The organism is Arthrobacter sp. N1, from assembly GCF_048288285.1.
Classification (GTDB): domain Bacteria; phylum Actinomycetota; class Actinomycetes; order Actinomycetales; family Micrococcaceae; genus Arthrobacter_D.
Window position 1 is genome coordinate 1,718,772 of the sequence record NZ_CP102608.1, and the last position, 14,805, is coordinate 1,733,576.

General features: G+C 67.0%; 15 protein-coding genes. 9 read left to right on the forward strand and 6 right to left on the reverse strand.

The features are described 5' to 3' along the window. Positions 1 to 493 precede the first annotated feature (493 nt). Together NVV32_RS07760 and NVV32_RS07765 are read right to left on the reverse strand one after the other, a co-directional pair. Positions 494 to 748, reverse strand: a complete 255-nt coding sequence (locus tag NVV32_RS07760; RefSeq protein WP_422391934.1) for a YrhK family protein — start codon at positions 746 to 748, stop codon at positions 494 to 496. Positions 749 to 771: 23 nt separating this feature from the next. Continuing rightward, the gene (locus tag NVV32_RS07765) at positions 772 to 2,055 is read right to left on the reverse strand and encodes a DUF2254 domain-containing protein (RefSeq protein ID WP_422391935.1); all 1,284 of its coding nucleotides are present in this window, start codon (positions 2,053 to 2,055) and stop codon (positions 772 to 774) included. 1,085 nt (positions 2,056 to 3,140) lie between these two features. On the opposite strand from NVV32_RS07765, the gene NVV32_RS07770 reads away from it, so the two are divergent. Further along, positions 3,141 to 3,917, forward strand: a complete 777-nt coding sequence (locus NVV32_RS07770) for a GAF domain-containing protein (RefSeq protein ID WP_422391936.1) — start codon at positions 3,141 to 3,143, stop codon at positions 3,915 to 3,917. A gap of 120 nt (positions 3,918 to 4,037) precedes the next feature. Here the strand turns inward: NVV32_RS07770 and NVV32_RS07775 are convergent, their stop codons facing one another. Continuing rightward, positions 4,038 to 4,748, reverse strand: a complete 711-nt coding sequence (locus tag NVV32_RS07775; protein ID WP_422391937.1) for an ANTAR domain-containing protein — start codon at positions 4,746 to 4,748, stop codon at positions 4,038 to 4,040. 416 nt (positions 4,749 to 5,164) lie between these two features. Here NVV32_RS07775 and NVV32_RS07780 point away from each other — a divergent pair, with 416 nt between their 5' ends. From NVV32_RS07780 to NVV32_RS07800, 5 genes are all read left to right on the forward strand, one after another. After that, complete coding sequence (locus NVV32_RS07780) at positions 5,165 to 5,617, forward strand: VOC family protein (protein ID WP_422391938.1); 453 nt, start codon at positions 5,165 to 5,167, stop codon at positions 5,615 to 5,617. Between the two features lie 120 nt (positions 5,618 to 5,737). Further along, positions 5,738 to 6,703 (forward strand): nitronate monooxygenase, encoded by a 966-nt coding sequence (locus tag NVV32_RS07785; protein WP_422391939.1) that lies wholly within the window; start codon positions 5,738 to 5,740, stop codon positions 6,701 to 6,703. A 323-nt stretch (positions 6,704 to 7,026) separates the two neighbouring features. Then, positions 7,027 to 7,320, forward strand: a complete 294-nt coding sequence (locus tag NVV32_RS07790) for a hypothetical protein (protein WP_422391940.1) — start codon at positions 7,027 to 7,029, stop codon at positions 7,318 to 7,320. A gap of 110 nt (positions 7,321 to 7,430) precedes the next feature. Continuing rightward, complete coding sequence (locus tag NVV32_RS07795; protein WP_422391941.1) at positions 7,431 to 8,732, forward strand: M20/M25/M40 family metallo-hydrolase; 1,302 nt, start codon at positions 7,431 to 7,433, stop codon at positions 8,730 to 8,732. Between the two features lie 29 nt (positions 8,733 to 8,761). Beyond that, positions 8,762 to 9,934: an acyl-CoA dehydrogenase family protein gene (locus NVV32_RS07800; RefSeq protein ID WP_422391942.1), complete on the forward strand. Its 1,173-nt coding sequence runs from the start codon at positions 8,762 to 8,764 to the stop codon at positions 9,932 to 9,934. 45 nt (positions 9,935 to 9,979) lie between these two features. On the opposite strand, the gene NVV32_RS07805 is transcribed toward NVV32_RS07800, so the two are convergent. Continuing rightward, a complete protein-coding gene (locus NVV32_RS07805; protein ID WP_055771038.1) occupies positions 9,980 to 10,213 on the reverse strand; it encodes a DUF5703 family protein in 234 nt (77 codons plus the stop codon). A gap of 41 nt (positions 10,214 to 10,254) precedes the next feature. On the opposite strand from NVV32_RS07805, the gene NVV32_RS07810 reads away from it, so the two are divergent. Beyond that, positions 10,255 to 10,545 (forward strand): hypothetical protein, encoded by a 291-nt coding sequence (locus NVV32_RS07810; protein WP_422391943.1) that lies wholly within the window; start codon positions 10,255 to 10,257, stop codon positions 10,543 to 10,545. 113 nt (positions 10,546 to 10,658) lie between these two features. Here NVV32_RS07810 and NVV32_RS07815 read toward each other — a convergent pair whose 3' ends face one another. Beyond that, positions 10,659 to 11,594, reverse strand: a complete 936-nt coding sequence (locus NVV32_RS07815) for an aldo/keto reductase (protein WP_422391944.1) — start codon at positions 11,592 to 11,594, stop codon at positions 10,659 to 10,661. 44 nt (positions 11,595 to 11,638) lie between these two features. Here NVV32_RS07815 and NVV32_RS07820 point away from each other — a divergent pair, with 44 nt between their 5' ends. Then, a complete protein-coding gene (locus NVV32_RS07820; protein WP_422391945.1) occupies positions 11,639 to 12,469 on the forward strand; it encodes an undecaprenyl-diphosphate phosphatase in 831 nt (276 codons plus the stop codon). A 23-nt stretch (positions 12,470 to 12,492) separates the two neighbouring features. After that, a complete protein-coding gene (mshC, locus tag NVV32_RS07825) occupies positions 12,493 to 13,758 on the forward strand; it encodes a cysteine--1-D-myo-inosityl 2-amino-2-deoxy-alpha-D-glucopyranoside ligase (protein ID WP_422391946.1) in 1,266 nt (421 codons plus the stop codon). Between the two features lie 110 nt (positions 13,759 to 13,868). Here mshC and NVV32_RS07830 read toward each other — a convergent pair whose 3' ends face one another. After that, a complete protein-coding gene (locus NVV32_RS07830) occupies positions 13,869 to 14,759 on the reverse strand; it encodes a PAC2 family protein (RefSeq protein ID WP_055771052.1) in 891 nt (296 codons plus the stop codon). Positions 14,760 to 14,805: the final 46 nt, after the last annotated feature.

Consider the following 14,805-nt stretch of genomic DNA (forward strand, 5'->3'; position numbering starts at 1 on the left):
GACGGGTAATAAGCCTACAGACGGCATTCGTGTCGAGGACTTGGACCAAGGCGTCTACGGCACCTAGCGCCTGGGCGGAGAGGCACGGCACGCACCGGCAGGCGAACGCCGTTTACGCGTCATGGCAGCGATGCGCGGGGGTTGCATGGCAGGTTCATCCTGTAAGGGCATCGTGGGCCAATAGTTATCTCCCCGCTCTCACCCGAGGGGCAATCCGGGCTGTGGGCCACTGGTGTTCCCGTGGACGCCATGTCGGCGGTGGCCCGACAGGATTTCCTCGAGGCCTACGTGTCGGCTCATATGCGGGTCGCTCCGATGATCGTATGCAGAGTGGTGCGGATGCCTACTGATCCTTGAGCGGGACAAACCATCATGCCGATGCGGCCTGTACCCGCTCCTGTTCCGTCGTAGGACTTACGGGCTGCGCCACGTAGGTGTACCCGTTTGCCGGGTAGGTGATTCGGGGCTGCCGTGCCTGGTTCGGGGGGGCGGATCAGTAGTCGTTGCTGTTCCTCGTGCGGGTGATCGCGCGCAGATGGACGTTCCTGGAGAGGCGGATCACGGGGCGGACCAGGAGTTCGATCGATCCGATCAGGAACAGCCAGGTCCCCGCCGTCGTGGTGCTCTCCTGGAAGAAGAGGATGCTGCCGATGATGAACCAGAGCGCGACCAGGATGTCGTTCACGATCGACAGGACTTCGTACCTGTTGTGCACGACCAGTTCCCGTCCACCCAGTGGTACGTCCATATCGTCGCCCTCAGAGATCGCCCTCACCGACCGATACTCGTGCTGATGGTCGTCCTGATGCTGTTGATCTTTTCGGTGAGGTTCCGCTGGATCGTGTCGTCCATGGGGGAGTTCTCGACCGCGGTGCGGACACGCTCGAGCTGTTTGTCGAGCTGCGCGTTGAGCGGGGTGGTGGTGGACAACGCGGCGCCGGTAAGAGTGGCTGTGGTGTGGATCTCGGAGAGCATGTCGATGGTGCGGTTGGCGGTCCGCGGGTCGGAGAAGGCGTAGGTGATGAGTTGATCCATGACGAGTTCCACGAGATCGGTGAAGGTCGGCAGGTGCAGCTTCACCCGGGGTACCCCCTCGCCGTCGGTGAGTGTGCGGGGACCTGTGGACCGGCCGGCGAGTGAGCACAGCAGTGCCGAGATGTGGCTCAGCGCGTGGACGGCGGTCGTGGGGTCGTTCACCCCGGGGGAGAGAGCTTTGTCGGTCACGTCCAGGAGCTGCTGCAACCCGAACGACGGGTCCTGGGTCGAGGTGCGCTCGAACCCTGTGCTGAAAGCTCCGAGGATCTCCTCCGACACTTTTGCGCTTTCGTGATCCTCGAGCGGAGTGCCGTCGGCGGTCCAGAACCTTCCGACGGGAACGGATTCGATGAGGGAAGTCCCGGGGCTGACGTCGACGCTGACAACAACCTTCCGGCGGGTAGCGATGTCCAGGAGGCCGCCCTCGTCGACCCGGGTCAGGAAACCCGAGCGCGGGCTTCGCAGCAGCCCCCTGTTCGTTGGAGAACCTACCTCAAGGGGTGTTGTGTCCCCGGGTTCGGGGTAGATGCGCTCGAGGCTGTGTTCGGTTTCGCGGTGCACGTCGCGGAGCATCGTTTCGACCCGGATCTGCCGCGCGAGGTGGGCCAGGAAGAGGACGAGGCCGACGACGCTGGCAAGGGTCAGGAGGAACGCTGTGGTGACGGCGATCTCCGGGACGAAACTCTCTCCTGCGCTGCTCTGCACCCGGATGCTTCTCAGGACGGTCAACACGAACACGAAAGTCGCCAGGAACAGCGCCAGGGTGTTGTGGACGAACCGGTCCCGGGTGAAGGTGCGCAGAAGGCGGGGGGAGAACTGGCTGCTGGCCAGTTGCAGAGTCACCACCGTCAGGGAGAACGTCAGCGACGTCACGGTGATCGTGGAACTGGCGATCGTTTCCAGTAAGGACCGGGCCGCTTCCGGGCCCCCGCCGAACAGCACACCGGACACCGCCGCCGGAAGCCGGTCATCCACGCGCTCATCGAGGAACGGAAGAGCCTGCCCGAGAACAACTGCCACCAGCACCGCCGCCAATGGGACCGGCCACAACTGGGCGCGCAACGACTCCCGAACAGACTGCCCATCCACACGACTCATCTCAGAACACCCCTCATATCGTCGCCCTCATCTTTGTCCCATCCGCCGTCGATAGTGCCGTCCAGCCACCGAGCGGCAGCCACGTGGCAGCTTGCTGACCGAGAAGCTGACGGTGAATCTGCGAAATTGCACTGCCTGCGCCGCGGGTAGCGGTGACACCCGGGCGTTACGAAGGGGTGGGACAACGACGGAATCGCTCGGGGAGGTAGGGCTGGTATCGCTCGAGTGTGCCGTCCAGGACGGGGATCGTGAGCTCAGTTGTTTCGCCGTCGCCTTCGCCCGTGATGGTCGTGTTTGCTCCTGGTGCGTCTCCTGCTGTGTCGAAAACTACCTCGTATGCCTCAAGGGATCCAGCGAGCCCTGAGGAGGAACTCGGCGACGAACACCGCCCAGAACATCCACCCCACGACGGTGAAGTACAGAATCATGCCGGAACTGGTGGCCATAATCTGCCCCAGCACCACGAACAGGAAGATGACACCCAGCGGGCCGGGCCCACGGGCCTGTCCAAGCGAGCTGCCACGACCTCGGTGCGGAACAGACCGCTCTCGCGTCCCCCCGGTACTTCTTTCTGTTTCTGGCGCGGAGTCAGCGTCGTCTGGTCTCTCCGCTATCACCCACTTCACGTTCCTAAGCGTCGAATAGCCGTCCATTCGAACGGAATCGTCGTGCCTCCGGGCCTTGGCGCCATTGGACGGGTGTGCTCGCACGGGCTGTCACCTGGTAGCGGCCACGTCTTCGCGCAGGGCTGATCATGAGTGATCGACTCGCTGATCACGTGTGACGACCCATTATGGGCCGCGGATCAGCTCATCCCCGACGGAAGGAGAACGATCGGACCGTCACACGAGGTGATCGTTTCCTTTGCGCCAAGTACTGCTCTACCCTTGGAAAACTAAGCTAGCTGATTATTGGTGCTGCACAGCACGCACTGCTTCAGCCCCAGCTCGCCGTTGCCGAAGGTCGAGCGGTTTGGTTTTACGAGGATGGACGGGACCGGAGATCCTATGGACGGCCAGACGCAGATCAGGCTCACGACCCTCGCGTTGTCGAAGGCGAACATCACTGTCGGTGAGCTGTGGGTGAAGTACTACGGCCTGGGCGGGGAGGTATCGGAGTTCGAGGTCGAGGCGTACCTCGGGGGACTCCTGATTCTGTCCGGAGCGGAGCGTTCCATCCTCGCGGATGCCATGAATGAACTCCTCGAGGGTAGTTCTGTGAACATCCAGATTCCCCGCAGTGAGGACGACGAAGCCGCCGAGACGCCGGAGGATGCCCGTAGGGCGCTGGGCGCGTTCGGCGCTTTCCTGTTCACGGATGAGGAGGCTGAGCAGGAACGCCTGGACGCTGTCATGCACACGAACCTCGTGGGTTCGCCGTTCGAGGAGCGTTTCGACCGGTACACGCAGCAGGCCCGCGACCACTTCAACGTCAGCTCGTCGATCGTGGCGCTGGTCGACGACCACAAGTTGTTCCTGAAGTCGGTGGTCGGGCCCATCGAGCAGAACATGCCACGGGAAATCACCTTCTGCAACGCGACGATTCGCAACGCCGGACCGCTGATCGTCGCCGATGCCCTCGAGGACGACCGCTTCCGGACTAACCCTTTGGTCACAGGGGAGCCCTTCATCCGTTTCTATGCCGGCTACCCTCTCCGTGGCTTCGGAGGCTGGACGGTAGGAACACTGTGCGTCATTGACCAGAAGCCGCGCGGCTTCTCACCCCAGGACGGGCGTTTCCTGCGCAAACTCGCCCGCCTCGTCGAAGACGAAATCAACTCCTGACGCCTGCGATCAGCGGGCACCGCTCGTGGCCACGGCTTGCCGCGCAGGAACATCGCGCAGGACTACACCGGACGGCGAGGACCAGCATGGAGGGCCAGTTGGTGGGACCGGTGGTGGGGATCAGCTGTCGAAGTAGGTGACGACGGGTCTGTGCTGCCCGATCGAGTTCAGGATCTCGGCGGACAGGTCGCGGAGCTTCACGTTCCGGTTCGAGGATGCCCTACGGAGGATCGCGGTGGCTTCGTCCTGACTGCACCGGTTCTGGGCCATGATCGCGCCGATCGCCATGTCGATGCTGGTGCGTGATTCCATGGCCGTGCGCATGTTCGTGCCGGCTTCGGTGAGCTTGGCGACCCGGACGGCGAGGCGAAGGGACTGGGAGGCATCGCGGGCGAATCCCTCCGCGACGCGGATGCCCTTTGCGTCGAAAGTGTTCGGTTCGGTGGAGTAGAAGTCGAGGCCGGCGCTGGCCCCGTCGTCGAGGCGGATCGGGATACCCAGGGCCGAGCGGAGTCCGTAGCTGGCGATCGCGTCGCGGTACTCCGGGAAGCGGGGGTCGGTGAGGAAGTCCCTGATGTGGATGGTGATGCCTTCTCGAGCCGCCCGCAGGCATGGTCCGTCGTCGAACCCGTACTGCACCTCGTCGACCTGCCGGGCTTTTTCGCTGCTGCTGGCGACGGTGACCATGGACCGTGGGCGCAGGAGCGTGATGCCGCAGAACACGTCCCCATAAGGGCCGGTGAACGCCTGAGCCGCAACCGTGACCAGTCCGTTCAGGAACTCCTGGACGTCGTCGCTTTCCAGCACCATGCTCTGCAACTGGGCTGTCACGCTGTCACGCTCACGTAGAACCGGATCCCGGCAGCGGGCCTGACGTGATGGGACACGCGTCCTCGTGCTGCACGGACCCTGATGTCGAATTCCTGCCGTCGGCGATCCTGTCTTGGCGGTCAGATAATCGGCCGAAGCCTCAACAGTCACCATTGCGCCGGTCGAAGCGATCGCGTCCGTCGCGGCCGTGCTTCATGCTGAGCTCTGCAACGGCGTGGACGGCTTTCGTCTGCCGTCCACGTGGAGCGTGAGTACGTTCGGTGGGTGCGCGTGTCGCGCTCATTGGACTTGATGCCGTGGGTGTCGAGGACGAGGGCTTGCTGCGGGGTGCTTGACAACGCGGTGAACCCGTCTTCATCATGCAGTGACGATCGGTGGCGGCGGACCACCAACGTCTTCAGAGAAGGGTCATGTCGATGCCCACCACGATCTTCGTCAACCTGGCTGTCAGGGATCTCGCCCGATCCCGAACGTTCTTCGAGTCTCTGGGGTACTCCATCGACGAAGGATTCAGCGACGAGAATGCCGTCAGCGTGGTCATCAGCGACACGATCACGGCGATGCTGCTCACACGCGAGTTCTTCTCCGCATTCACCAGCAAATCGATCATCGACGCCACCACCTCCACCGAGGTCCAGCTCGCGCTCAGCGCTGACAGCAAGGAGGAGGTCGACGGCCTCCACGAGAAGGCCCTCGCCGCAGGCGCGACCCCTGCAGGCGAGCAGGACCATGGGTTCATGTACTCGAAGAGCTTCGACGACCCGGACGGCCACCACTGGGACTTCGTGTGGATGGATCCGGCCGCGGCGGCCGACGGTGCACCGAAGCTGAGCCTCGAGGAAATCCGGGAGAACACGACGCACAGCTGAATTGCGGGGGCCGCAATCAGGAGACACGCGTTCAGGTGTCCACGTGATGTTCGACCCATCCACGATTATTGTCCTGTGCCCTTACCCTTCGCGTTGAAGCGACCGATCATTGGAGCCCCGATGGCGGGAGGGCCTTCAACGCCCGAACTCGTCGCCGCCGTCACCCGTGCCGGTGGTATGGGTTTCCTCGCCGGTGGGTACAGGACGCCGGCGCAGCTCGCGGACCAGATCACCCGCACCCGGGCACTGACGGGAGGGTCCATCGGGGTGAACCTGTTCGTCGTTTCCAGAAACGACGTGGACGCGGACGAACTGGAGGACTACCGGCAGGAGCTGAAGTACTACGCCGACCGGTACGGCATCGAGGTCGGCGCCCACAAGTGGGACGACGACGCCTGGCAGGAGAAGCTCGACGTGATCCGAGACCTCAGACCTGACCTCGTGTCCTTCACCTTCGACTGCCCCGAAGCCGACGTGCTGCACGAGCTGACCACCCTTGGCATCCATACCGCCGTCACCGTCACGTCCACGAGCGAAGCGGTGACCGCGGCAGGCCGCGGCGCGCGGATCCTCGTGGTGCAGGGCCCGGACGCAGGCGGCCACCGAGCCACCTTCGACCCCGCTGCGGATCCGGGCACCGACGCACTTCCCGAGCTGATCACTGCCATCAGGAACACCGTCGACCTACCGCTGATCGCGGGAGGCGGTATCAGCACGCGCCAGCAGGTCGAGGCGATCCTCGGCACTGGAGCCGCCGCGGTCCACGTCGGGACTGCCCTGCTCCTGGCCGACGAAGCCGGGACTACTCCCGCCCACCGTTCAGCACTGCATGACCCGGCCTTCACCGAGACGAAGGTGACCCGGGCTTTCACCGGCAGACCTGCCCGGGGCCTACGGAACAAGTTCATGGACGACCACGAGCGACCAGGGCACGCCTACCCGCAGATCCACTACATCACCGCGCCATTGCGTGCTGCAGCGGCAAGGAACAATGACCTGCAGGCCCTCCACCTGTGGGCCGGCACAGGCTACCGCACCACCCGCACCGGGCCGGCCGCCGACATCATCGCCGACCTCGCACCCTGACGTCGACACCAGGCACGCCACGCGGGCACCAGACGGGCGACCGTGATCAGTCAGGCGGAGATCACCGGGCAGCGACCAAGCGCTGGACTGTTCTGCGGCCTGCTACTCCGGGCCGACCGTCGGTCGGGTCAGCGCGGGCGGACGACCGCCAAGCGCCCGGGCCCGTCGATGACCGTGTACGAGTTGGCGCTGAGGATCGGACCGATGGCGAGGAGTGGCGCCGAGCACGTGCCAGCCGCGTCGCCACGCCCCGACGCGTCGAGCGTCGTGGTCCTGACGGTCCGCAACCCGAACAACCCTTGTCCGAGAGTTCGCCGCGTACCGTGGACGGCGCCGTAGACGACGACGATGATGACGAAGAGCCCGACGGGCCGAGGACGGTGAGCGCACTACTGAGGAAGACACCGAGGGTAAGCACCATGAGGCCCGGAACAGCGGCGATGACAAAGCTGACGGGCGAAGCGACCCTGGCGACCGCCGGTTCGTGGCAGTACCGGATGGTGCTCGCCGCACGCACTCCCGGGGCCGCGATGAGCCCGGTGGCGATCCAGGAGACGACGCTCAGGTGCCGGATCTCCATGCTTACCCGCTGCCGCACTTCCGGTCAGGGTACCTGACGGGCGCGCTTGTCCGAAGCCGTCGGGCGGAACGGCCGCTCACCCGCCGGTCCCCACGGCGCCCGCCACCCTCGGTAGGCTGGGCAGCAACTGCTACCCAGGAGGACCACATGGGCATCACCCCCGAAGATGAAGTCGTCAGGATCTGCCAGGAACTGATCCGGTTCGACACCTCGAACTTCGGCGACAACGCCGGTCCGGGCGAGCGGTCCGCCGCCGAGTACACCGCCGGCCTCATCGAGGAGGTGGGCCTGTCCACGGAACTGTTCGAAGCCGCTCCCGGCCGCACGTCCGTCGTCGCGCGCATGGAGGGCACGGATCCGTCGCTCCCGGCCCTCGTCGTGCACGGGCACCTCGACGTCGTGCCCGCCCAGAAGGAGGACTGGACCGTCGACCCCTTCGGCGGGGAGGAGAAGGACGGGCTCATCTGGGGCCGTGGCGCCGTGGACATGAAGGACATGGACGCGATGATCCTGTCCGTCCTCCGCTCCATGCAGCGCGACGGCGTCAAACCGCAACGGGACCTCATCTTCGGGTTCTTCGCCGACGAGGAGGCCGGCGGCGCGTACGGTGCCTCCTGGCTCGTGGACAACAAGCCCGAGGTCTTCGAGGGTGCCACCGAGGCCATCTCCGAGGTGGGCGGCTTCTCGGCGACCATCGGCGGGCAGCGCACCTACCTGCTGCAGACCGCCGAGAAGGGTATCTCCTGGCTGCGGCTGGTGGCCCACGGCCGGGCCGGGCACGGCTCGCAGATCAACACCGACAACGCGGTGACCGCCCTCGCCCGGGCCGTCACGCGCATCGGTGACCACGCCTGGCCCATCGAGCTCACGCCCACCACGCGCCAGTTCCTCGACGGCGTCACCGAACTGACCGGCGTCGAGTTCGACCCGGACAATCCCGACATCCTCCTGCGGGAACTCGGCACCGTGGCACGCTTCGTCGGGGCGACGCTGCAGAACACGGCGAATCCGACGGTCCTCAAGGGCGGGTACAAGCACAACGTCATCCCCGGCACCGCCGAGGCGCTGATCGACGTGCGCACCCTCCCGGGCCAGCAGGACCAGGTCCTGGAGATCATCCGCGGACTCGCGGGGGAGGGCGTCGACGTGAGCTACGAGCACAAGGACACCTCCCTCGAGGTGCCGTTCGCGGGGAATCTCGTCGACTCGATGATCGATGCCCTGCACGCCGAGGATCCCGGCGCCAAGGTGCTGCCGTACACGCTCTCGGGCGGCACGGACAACAAGTCGCTCAGCCGCCTCGGCATCACCGGGTACGGCTTCGCACCCCTGCAACTGCCGGACGATCTCGACTTCACCGGCATGTTCCACGGCGTCGACGAGCGCGTGCCTGCGGACTCGCTCCGCTTCGGCGCCAAGGTGCTCGCCCGCCTGCTCACCACCTACTGACGGCAGGTGTCGGGACGGCAGGGGCGATCATGACGACGACGTCCGCAACGGCCGCCGGTCAGCTCCTCACCGCGGAGCTGCTCGAGCGCTTCCGGGGCAGGGCCGCAGGCTACGACGCCGCAAACTCCTTCTTCACGGAGGATTTCGACGACCTTGCGGCCGGCGGGTATCTCCGCATGCTCGCGGACGTGCGGCCCGGCGCCTCGGGCGGGCTGACGCGCGCAGCCCGGGCCCAGCGTCTCCTGGCCTCCGCGGCGCCGGCCACCGCCCTCGGCACGAACATGCACCTCGTCTGGACTGCGGTGGCCGGCCTGCTCGCGGACCGCGGTGACACCAGCCTGGAATTCGTGCTCGACGACGTCGCCCGCGGCGAGGTCTTCGCGTTCGGGGTGTCCGAGCCGGGCAACGACGCCGTCCTCTTCGACTCCCTGACGCGCGTCGAACGGACCCCCGACGGCGGGTACGGCTACACCGGCACCAAGGTCTTCACCAGTCTCTCGCCCGTCTGGACCCGGCTCGGTGTCTTCGGCAAGCTCGAGGGGCGCGACGGCGCCGAGGACTCGATCCTGCACGCCTTCGTTCCGCGCGGTACGCCCGGGGTGGAAACCCTGGCCGATTGGAATCCCCTCGGTATGCGGGCCACGCAGTCGAACACCACACGCCTCACCGATGTCCGTGTCCCTGCAGCCGCCGTCTTCCGCCGCCTCCCCGTCGGACCGAACGCCGACCTCCTGGTCTTCGGGATCTTCGCCGCGTTCGAGACCCTCATCGCCGCGGTCTATCTGGGCATCGCCGACCGTGCGCTGGAACTCGCGGCGCAGTCGCTCCTGCGGAGGCGGAGCCACACCGCAGGACGACCGCTCGCCGACGACCCGGTGCTGCGGAACCTGCTCGCGGGGGCGGCGATGCGGCGCACAGCAGCGGATGCCGAACTCGAGAACGTCATACGCGACCTCGATGCGGGGGACGAGGCCGGACCGGCGTGGTTCCCGCGCCTCGTGACCCTCAAGACCCACGCGGTCGACGCCGCTGTGGAGGCGACAGGGGTCGCGCTGCATGTGGGGGGAGGGTCGGGCTTCTCGGCGGACTCCGAGGTGGTGCGCCTGCACCGTGATGCCCTGGCGGGGCAGTTCCATCCGTCGACCGTCGAATCAGCCCGGTCGACGGTCGCGACCTCGCTGCTGGGGCCGCCGTCATCGTGACTGACCGATGGTTCCGGGACCTGACCGACCGGCGGCCCGGTGGGGTCAGGCCGTGCGCTCCACGCGCAGGACCTTCCGCCTCAACCAGTAGCGCCTGCTGCCGCCCATGTAGATGCAGCTGCGCTCGAGCTCCCACTTGCCGTACTCGGCATGTTCGGTGAGCAGTTTCCGCGCCGCGGGGAGAGGTTCACCCGCGGTGACGGTGAGCACCAGATACTCGTACTGCCGCCCGTAGTCGCGCTCCCGGACGGCTGTCGCGTTCAGAAAATGTTCTCGCATATCCCTCCAATTTCGATCACTTTACCGATAACGTCTAGGCCATGAGCATTGATCCGCGTGTCGCGCTCCAGTCCCTCGTGACAGCCCTCGAAGAGCATCTTGCTGCCTCGGCGTCACGTCGGCGGGAGGACGATCCCGCGGTGGAGGCGGCCTACCTCGGCATCGCCGACGCCTTCGAAGTCTACGAGGAAGCCCTGTACGACGCGTTCGGTGAGGTCACCCCGCTCGAGATCTACGAAGAGTCGGACGACGACGACGATAACGAGGATAACGACGACAATGACGACGCCGAGTACGCCTCCGACCTCGTCGACGCCGAGATCGAGCACTGACCTCTCACGCCAGGGCTCTCGCCCGGAGCGCTCGACCTTCTGATCGCCGCTCACGCTGAGCGGCTCGCCGCTCACGCGCGGTCCGGCCACTCACGCACAGCCTGCCGTGGATCTCAGGAAAGCAGTGCGGAGACCTCGTCGAGGACCTCGGAGATCGGCCCCGCGACGGGTGCGCCGCTGACCTGGAGGATCTCCTTCAGCTGCTGGGGAGTGCGGGCGCCGATGATGGCCGAGGCCACGCCGGGCCGGTGCAGCAGCCACCGCAGCGCCACCTCGTGGGGTTGCAGGTCCAGCCCGCGCGATGCCGTGCACAATGCCTCGGTGACGCGCTGCGGCTTCCCTGACAGGTAGGGCTCCACGTAGGGCGACCAGACGTCGGAGGCGCCCCTCGATTCGGACGGGATCCTCCCGCGGTACTTCCCCGTCAGGACACCCCGCCCTAGCGCACCCCAGGCGAGGATCCCCGCGCCCGAGGCAGCCGCCGCCGGGAAGACGTCGCGCTCCGCGCCGCGGTTCACGAGGGAGTACTCGACGTCGTTCACGAGGAGCGGGAAGGACGCGGTGGCGGCTGCGCGCGCGAACTCCCACCCCGCGTAGTTGGAGACACCGACGTAGCGGGCCCGGCCGGAGGAGTAGGCCACGTCGAGCGCGCTGAGGATCTCCGGCAGCGGCACGGAGGGATCGGGGGAGGGCGCCAGCCAGACGTCCGCGTGGTCCGTACCCAGCAGGGCCAGGGACGCATCGAGCGAGTCGAGGAGGCCACGGCGCGAACTGTCCAGCCTCCTGCTGCCGGACCTCGTGGTCCCGCCCTGCACCACGAGGACGAGCTCCGAGCGGGCCACGGTGTCATTGATGAAGCCGCCCAGCATGGCCTCCGACTGACCCTCGCCGTAGCGCGCCGCCGTCTCCACGAGGGTGCCGCCGGCATCGGTGAAGAGGCGCAGCTGCTCACGCGCCGATTCCTCGTCGACCTCCTGGCCCCAGTTCATGGTGCCGAGTCCCAGAGCGGAGACGGTCAGGCCGCTCGCTCCCACGTTTCGCCGTTGCATGAGGCCAAGCCTAGGGCCTGCGCCCGGCTGCATGGCTTAGGGTCATGAGCGTGCATTGGATAGAAGCTGTCATCCTGGGATTCGTCCAGGGCCTCACCGAGTTCCTCCCCATCTCCTCGAGCGCCCACCTGCGCATCGTCGGCGAACTCCTCCCCGACGCGCAGGACCCGGGAGCCGCGTTCACCGCCATCACCCAGCTGGGCACCGAGACCGCCGTCGTGGTCTTCTTCTGGCGGGACATCGTCCGGATCGTGAAGGCGTGGTTCGGAGCGTTGCGGGGCACCGTCCCCCGGAACGACCCGGATGCCCGCATGGGATGGCTCGTGATCCTCGGAAGCGTCCCGATCGTTGTGCTCGGGCTCCTCTTCCAGGACCAGATCGAGAGCACGTTCCGCAGTATGTGGATCGTGGCGACGATGCTGATCGTCTTCGGGCTGATCCTCGCCGTCGCTGACCATGTGGGGCGCCAGACGCGGGAGCTGCACACCCTCACCTACCGGCATGGCATCCTCTTCGGGCTTGCCCAGGCGCTGGCCCTCGTCCCGGGCGTGTCGCGATCGGGCGGGACCATCACCGCGGGCCTCCTCATGGGGTACACGCGGGAGGCTGCGGCGCGCTACTCGTTCCTCCTCGCCATCCCCGCGGTGTTCGGCAGCGGTGTCTTCCAGCTGGTCAAGAGCTACGACGAGACCGGACCGTACGCGCTGCCCGAGACGGCCCTCGCCACCGTGGTGGCCTTCGTCGTCGGCTTCGCGATCATCGGCTGGTTCCTGAAGTTCGTGACGACCCGCGGGTACGGGCTCTTCGTCTGGTACCGGATCCTGCTCGGACTCGCTCTCTACGTGCTGCTCGGACTGGGCGTCATCAGCGCCTGACGCCGAGCCGTAAGGTAGAACGTGTGATTGCGTGGAACTCGACTCCTGTCCCTGAACTCGACGGCACCCAGTCGGACATCACCCTGTTCGACACGGCCCTGCAGGGAGGGACGGTCCTCGAACGGCATCCGGAGCGCAGCCTGTACGTCTGCGGCATCACGCCCTACGACGCCACACACCTCGGCCATGCGGCCACCTACGTAGCCTTCGACCTCCTCAACCGCACCTGGCGGGACGCCGGCTCGACCGTGTCTTACGTCCAGAACGTCACGGATGTCGACGATCCCTTGCTGGAGCGGGCCACGGCCACGGGCGTCGACTGGCGGGACCTCGCCACCGAGCAGATCGCGCTCTTCCGCGAGGACATGGAGGCACTCAATGTCCTCCCGCCCGACCACTACGTCGGAGCCGTCGAGGCGGTCGGGTGGATCGTCCCCGCCGTCGAGGACCTCATGTCCCGCGGTCTGGCCTACACCGTCCCCGGTGAGGGCGGGGACCCCGACGGCGACGTCTACTTCTCGCTGGATGCGGCCGCCCTGCTGGACGAGGACGACGACGCCCGCTGGTTCCTCGGTCAGGTCTCGCACCTCGACGCCGACGCCATGGTGGCCCTGTCCGCCGAGCGCGGGGGAGACCCGACGCGGCCGCACAAGCGCAACGCGCTCGATCCACTCCTCTGGCGCGTCGCGCGGCCGGCCGAGCCCGACTGGCCGGGAGCCACTCTCGGCGACGGCAGGCCCGGCTGGCACATCGAATGTGCCGTGATCGCGCACCGCTACCTCCCGGCTCCCTTCACGGTGCAGGGCGGCGGCTCGGACCTCGTCTTCCCGCACCACGAGATGAGCGCCTCGCACGCCTGGGCCTCGAGTGGCTCACCGCTCGCTCAGCACTATGCCCACGCCGGCATGGTGGGCTACGACGGCGGCAAGATGAGCAAGTCACGCGGCAACCTGGTGCTCGTCTCGAAGCTGCGCCGGGCCGGCGTGGACCCGGCAGCCATCCGGCTCGCCATCCTCGCGCACCACTACCGCTCGGACTGGTCCTGGACGGACGCGGTCCTCGAGGAAGCCGTCGCACGGCTCGCCACCTGGCGGTCCGCAGCCACGCTCGCGTACCGCGCCGACGTCGCCCATCTCCTCGCACAGGTCCGGGAGCACCTCGCGGACGACCTCGACGCCCCCTCGGCGCTGGCCGCGATCGACGCCTGGGCCGCCGGCATCCACGGCGACGGCTCGGGCCGGCAGGAGTTCGCCGACCTGGTGGACGCCCTGCTCGGGGTGCGCCTCTAGGCCCTTCCTCCGGGTCGAGCGCCGGGCCACCGCAACGCGTGAGCACGGCGGGCGGGCATCCCGTGGCGGCTCAGCGGGCCGCGTTCATGGGGGGCTGCTACCGCCGACACTCACTGCTCGCGGCGGCGCTTCTTCAGGTAGCGCTCGAACTCGCGCGCGATCGACTCGCCACTCGCCTCGGGCAGGTCGACGGTGTCCTTCGCCTCCTCGAGCTGACGCACGTAGGCTGCCACCTCGGGGTCCTCGGTGGCGAGCTCGTCGACCCCGCGCTCCCAGGCTTCGGACTCCTCGGTGAGGACGTGCGTCTCCACCGAGATCTGGAGGATCTCCTCGAGCTTGTTGAGCAGCGCGAGCTGCGCCTTCGGCGACGGCGACTGACCGACGTAGTGCGGCACCGCGGCCCAGAGCGACATGGTGGGAATGTCCGCCAGGAGGCCCATCTCGGCGAGGACGCCGACGATCCCGATGGGTCCCTCGTAGGTCGACGGCTCCACCTCGAGGCTCTCCCGGACGAGGTCGTCGTCGGAGGTCACCGTCACCGGGATGGGACGGCTGTGCGGTACGTCGGCCAGCAGTGCACCCACGAGGACGATGCAGTCGACGTTCAGCTCCTTCGCCAGCGCCACGAGTTCGGCCGTGTAGGCACGCCACTTGTAGGAGGGCTCCACGCCGTTGACGAGGATGAGGTCCACGGCCGAATCCGGCACGACAGCCTTGCTGATCCGCGTGTTCGGCCACTTGATACGCCGCTGACCGGCGGAGTTCCGCTTGATGACGGGACGGGTGAACTGGAAGTCGTAGAACTCGTCGGCGTCGATGGTGGAGATGCGTTCGCTGCCGAAGAAGCGCCCCATGTAGGTGAGGGCGTCACTGGCGGCCTCACCGGCGTCGTTCCAGCCCTCGAAGGCCGCGAGCATGATGGTGATGCGCCGCTCCGGCTCGCCGGCATCCTGGAAGAGATCCTGCACGCCGGTCGGCTGGTGTTCGTCGAAGCTGTCCACGTTCTCACCCTAAACCCCGCTGCGCGGCCATGTCAGGCGAGGTTGG

Excerpts from the sequence above, each read along its gene's own strand:
- NVV32_RS07795 (WP_422391941.1), top strand. The coding sequence starts at position 7,431 with ATGGGCATCACCCCCGAAGATGAAGTCGTCAGGATCTGCCAGGAACTG.
- NVV32_RS07805 (WP_055771038.1), bottom strand. The coding sequence starts at position 10,213 with ATGCGAGAACATTTTCTGAACGCGACAGCCGTCCGGGAGCGCGACTAC.
- NVV32_RS07770 (WP_422391936.1), top strand. The coding sequence starts at position 3,141 with ATGGACGGCCAGACGCAGATCAGGCTCACGACCCTCGCGTTGTCGAAG.
- NVV32_RS07800 (WP_422391942.1), top strand. The coding sequence starts at position 8,762 with ATGACGACGACGTCCGCAACGGCCGCCGGTCAGCTCCTCACCGCGGAG.
- NVV32_RS07785 (WP_422391939.1), top strand. The coding sequence starts at position 5,738 with ATGGCGGGAGGGCCTTCAACGCCCGAACTCGTCGCCGCCGTCACCCGT.
- NVV32_RS07780 (WP_422391938.1), top strand. The coding sequence starts at position 5,165 with ATGCCCACCACGATCTTCGTCAACCTGGCTGTCAGGGATCTCGCCCGA.
- NVV32_RS07760 (WP_422391934.1), bottom strand. The coding sequence starts at position 748 with ATGGACGTACCACTGGGTGGACGGGAACTGGTCGTGCACAACAGGTAC.
- NVV32_RS07810 (WP_422391943.1), top strand. The coding sequence starts at position 10,255 with ATGAGCATTGATCCGCGTGTCGCGCTCCAGTCCCTCGTGACAGCCCTC.
- NVV32_RS07820 (WP_422391945.1), top strand. The coding sequence starts at position 11,639 with ATGAGCGTGCATTGGATAGAAGCTGTCATCCTGGGATTCGTCCAGGGC.
- NVV32_RS07815 (WP_422391944.1), bottom strand. The coding sequence starts at position 11,594 with ATGCAACGGCGAAACGTGGGAGCGAGCGGCCTGACCGTCTCCGCTCTG.